The organism is Neisseria sp. P0009.S007 (assembly GCF_051962515.1).
The window spans coordinates 1-3997 of record NZ_JBQCVF010000147.1 but is presented as its reverse complement, the minus strand read 5'-3'; the positions used below and the strand labels follow the sequence as shown (position 1 = coordinate 3997).

At 50.8% G+C, this 3997-nt stretch carries 4 protein-coding genes and 1 pseudogene; 4 read left to right on the top strand and 1 reads right to left on the bottom strand.

Going from position 1 to position 3997, the window contains the following annotated elements; translation table 11 throughout:
* Nucleotides 1-123: pseudogene (locus ACTHS3_RS10610) on the top strand (ABC transporter substrate-binding protein); the annotation flags it as partial.
* Between the two features lie 215 nt (nt 124-338).
* Nucleotides 339-794 carry a four-helix bundle copper-binding protein gene (locus tag ACTHS3_RS10605; protein WP_039861878.1) on the top strand — a complete coding sequence of 152 codons (456 nt, stop codon included), beginning with the start codon at nt 339-341 and terminating at the stop codon, nt 792-794.
* Nucleotides 795-855: 61 nt separating this feature from the next.
* On the opposite strand, the gene ACTHS3_RS10600 is transcribed toward ACTHS3_RS10605, so the two are convergent.
* A complete protein-coding gene (locus ACTHS3_RS10600) occupies nt 856-1389 on the bottom strand; it encodes an acyltransferase (protein ID WP_004519047.1) in 534 nt (177 codons plus the stop codon).
* A gap of 281 nt (nt 1390-1670) precedes the next feature.
* Here ACTHS3_RS10600 and rpmE point away from each other — a divergent pair, with 281 nt between their 5' ends.
* The gene (gene rpmE / locus ACTHS3_RS10595; protein WP_003681847.1) at nt 1671-1886 is read left to right on the top strand and encodes a 50S ribosomal protein L31; all 216 of its coding nucleotides are present in this window, start codon (nt 1671-1673) and stop codon (nt 1884-1886) included.
* A gap of 235 nt (nt 1887-2121) precedes the next feature.
* Nucleotides 2122-3780 (top strand): ArnT family glycosyltransferase, encoded by a 1659-nt coding sequence (locus ACTHS3_RS10590; RefSeq protein WP_070504185.1) that lies wholly within the window; start codon nt 2122-2124, stop codon nt 3778-3780.
* Nucleotides 3781-3997 lie beyond the last annotated feature (217 nt).

Sequence of the window (3997 nt, the reverse complement as noted above, 5' to 3'; positions counted from 1 at the left end):
AACTGGGTCAACGGCGAAATCGCCGCCATGAAAAAAGACGGCCGTCTGAAAGCCGCCTATGAAAAAACCCTCTTGCCTGTGTATGGCGAGAAAGTCAAACCGGAAGAATTGTTGGCGGAATAAACCGACTATTTTCTCGGCAAAAAGTCACTTTCCCGTATTTCAGCCATCCGATTTGTGATTAATTTAAACAAATATCATATCTAACAACAGGCCGTCTGAACGTGTTATCGATACCTTCAGACGGCCTGTTGTTTAAAAACGAATAACATGATAACCTTTTAATAACGGATGAAATAATTCGTCCGATATTTCTACAAAGCAAAAAGGAAACTATGATGAACCGTCGTCAATTTATCGGCAGCGCCGCTGCTGTCTCTCTCACCGCCGCCGCTTCTTTTGCCCGTGCTCACGACCATGCACACCACGCCGGTCATGCTGGTCACGCGCACTCTGCACCGCGCGCCTACGAAGCTGCGCGCAAAGCAGCCGCACATTGCGTTGAAGCCGGCCAAATCTGCCTGGCGCACTGCATCGCCCTGTTGAGCGAAGGCGATACCTCCATGAAAGACTGCGCAGCCGGCGTCAATCAAATGTTGGCACTGTGCGGCACCTTGCAAAACCTCGCTGCCCAAAATTCACGCCTGACTCCGTCTTTGGCAAAAGTGTGCATCGAAGCCTGCAAACAATGTTCTGCCTCCTGCAAAGAACACGCCGGCCACCACGCTGAATGCAAAGCCTGCTACGAGTCTTGCTTGGCTTGCATTAAAGAATGCGAAAAAATTGCCGCTTAATCAATATTAAAAAAGGCCGTCTGAATTTCAGACGGCCTTTTATTTTGCTATTTTGTTTACGCTATTCGGCTGCAAGCTCTTGCTCATCGAGCAGATTTTTCCGAACAATCGCAGGATTGCCCGCAGCCACGCAATAAGGCGGCACATCTTTAGTAACCACCGAACCTGCGCCGATTACCGCGCCCTTACCGATGGTAACACCGCCCATGATAATCGCACGTCTACCAATCCAGACATCGTCTTCAATCACAATCGGGCGGATGTCCGTATAGCCTTCAAAGCGGCGGGTTTCAGGGTTGAATTTGTGGTTGGTCGAATAAAACAGGCATTCCGGCCCCATCATCACGTTCTTGCCGAGGGTCAAACCGCGGCAGATTTCGCAGTTTACGCCGATACCCGAATTATCGCCGACTACCGTATCCGGAAAGACGTATCCGCCTTTTTCAATATTGACGTTTTTACCGATGTTTGGAGAAATGCACGCAGCCAAAGCAGCACGGAATTTTTGCGCAATTCTGCCGAATGGTTTGCAATAAGACGGAGGCAACATTCCTCCCCAAACACGCAAAATGCACGTCAATATCCTTTTCCACATTGATTCCGTCTCCTGTTCGTACAAGCGTAAATATTATTCAGACTATTATTCTTCTTAAAGTTTCACATCTAGAGGAGGTTTTACATCCTCTTTTCAGTTAGATTACAGCCCGATTACACAACATTTGGTTTGAAACTCTATTCTAAACTGTTCTCGCCTGTTGCGAAACTGCCCTGCATACAAAATATCCTCTTGACGAAACAGCCAAAAATAGCGAAAATTCCACGCTTAACTGAAGTACAGGCAAAACCCCTGTGCCCGCTTAATCGAAAGGAAATCAAATGAAACAAGGTATTCACCCGAACTACCACGAAATCAACGTTACCTGCTCTTGCGGCAACAAATTCGTGACCAAATCCGCAATGGAAAAAGACAGCTTCAACGTTGAGGTTTGCTCTCTGTGCCACCCTTTCTACACCGGTACTCAAAAAATCGTCGACACTACCGGTCGTGTGGACAAATTCAACAACAAATTCGGCAACCTGTTCAAACGCTAATTGCCGCTTTGTCAAAAAGACTGCTTCGTGCAGTCTTTTTTGCATTCAGGCCGTCTGAAATATTTCTTTCAGACGGCCTGAGCTTTTTGTCGTCAACCTAATGCCATATCATTCCAAACACCCGATAAAAACGAGCCGTAAGCATTATTTTACAAAGCTCTCCGGTCCGGCATATCGCGCAAACCCGTCAAACCCTGTACCATTGCTATTCAAACCAACCGTTTTTTGACCTTCCATGCTGACTTACACACCGCCCGATCCGCGCCGCCCCCAAAAAACCCATGAAAAACCATGGCTTCTGCTGCTGATGGCCTTTTCCTGGCTGTGGCCGGGCGTGTTCTCGCATGACTTGTGGAACCCTGCCGAACCCTCCCTCTTTACCGCCTCCGAATCCATGAAAAACGGCGGCAGCCTGCTGGTTGCACAAATCTTCGGCCAACCCGATTTCACCATCTCCCCTGCTTTTTTGTGGGCGGCAACCGCATTCCAAACCCTGTTTTCGCCTTGGGCGGCCGATACCTATGATGCCGCGCGTTTTGCCGGTGTGGTATTCACCGCCATCGGACTGACCGCCTGCGGTTTTGCCGGTTTCAACTTTCTCGGCAGACACCATGGCCGCAGCGTTGTCTTGATCCTTATCGGCAGCATCGGTTTGCTGCCCATCGCCCACTTCCTCAATCCCATGTCGGCCGCTTTTGCAGCATTTGGATTGATTCTATGCGGCTTCTCACTGGCACGCCGCCGCGTCATTATCGCCATTTTGCTGTTGTGCAGCGGCTGGGTTTTACTCTCCCTCTCATCAGGCTATCTGCTGACCGCGGTCATGATGTTTTTAGCACTTGCCCTGTCGTTCCATTCTACTTGGCAAAGCAAACGCTATCTGCTGACCCTGATTGGCGCCATCGTCGTTTCCCTGCCCCTGCTGATTCTGTATCCGCTGGTTTTATCAAAAACCAATCCCGAATGGTTTGATATTTGGTTCAACCATTATTCCTTAGGCGTATTCGGCGGTTTCCATCAGATTCAGACGGCCTTCAACCTGCCCTATTATCTGAAAAACCTGCTGTGGTTTGCCCTGCCTGCCTGGCCGCTGGCAGCATGGACGCTCAGCCGCACGCGTATCCACGATAAAAATTGGGGCATTCTGAGCCTGTCGTGGCTGGTTATCATGACAGCCCTGCTCGCCATCAATCCTCAACGCCTGCAAGACAACCTCGTTTGGCTGCTGCCGCCGCTCGCCCTGCTCGGCGCGGCACAACTGGACGGCCTGCGTCGCGGTGCGGCGGCATTTATCAACTGGTTCGGCATCATGGCATTCGGTTTGATTGCCGTCTTCCTGTGGCTGGGCTTCTTCGCCATGAACTACGGCTGGCCTGCCAAACTGGCCGAACGCGCCGCCTATTTCAGCCCGTATTACATCCTCGACATCGACCCGATTCCGATGGCCGTCGCCCTACTGTTTACCCCGTTATGGCTCTGGGCGATTACGCGTAAAAACATCCGAGGCCGCCAAGCCGTGACCAACTGGGCGGCCGGCGTTACCTTGGCTTGGGCTTTGCTGATGACCCTGTTTTTACCGTGGCTCAACGCCGCCAAAAGCCATGCGCCGGTAGTACACCAAATGGAAGCCGCGCTTTCTTCCGAATTGAAACAGCAGCTTTCAGACGGCCTCGAATGTATCAGCATCGACAGCCAAGACCAGCGCACACGAATCGCGTGGACACAATACAGCCATATTAAAACCACGACCGACAACCCGACCTGCCGCTACCACCTCATCCGCCAAGCCGCCAACATCGGCGTACCTTCGGGCTGGCAAACCTTGTGGCAAGGCGCAAGACCGCGCAACAAAGCCGAGACTTTCCTATTCTTGGAGAAAACTTCAGCGCAATAAATCTGTGACACTAGCCATAAAGCTGAATATTCCTGCTACATTCAAATAAAAGGCCGTCTGAAAGAACTTTTATCCTTTCAGACGGCCTTTGACTCACTTTAACACCGCTTCCCGTACAATGGCCCTTTTCCCTTAATCTACCTAAAAACATGAAACCCAACCGCCTTTTGCCCCTCGTCCTCTTATTGACCGCCCTCTCCGCCCATGCCAAAGATTT

What these genes read in the sequence shown, in the direction of transcription:
- ACTHS3_RS10605 (WP_039861878.1), top strand. Translation starts at nt 339, where the DNA reads ATGAACCGTCGTCAATTTATCGGCAGCGCCGCTGCTGTCTCTCTCACC.
- ACTHS3_RS10600 (WP_004519047.1), bottom strand. Translation starts at nt 1,389, where the DNA reads ATGTGGAAAAGGATATTGACGTGCATTTTGCGTGTTTGGGGAGGAATG.
- rpmE (WP_003681847.1), top strand. Translation starts at nt 1,671, where the DNA reads ATGAAACAAGGTATTCACCCGAACTACCACGAAATCAACGTTACCTGC.
- ACTHS3_RS10590 (WP_070504185.1), top strand. Translation starts at nt 2,122, where the DNA reads ATGCTGACTTACACACCGCCCGATCCGCGCCGCCCCCAAAAAACCCAT.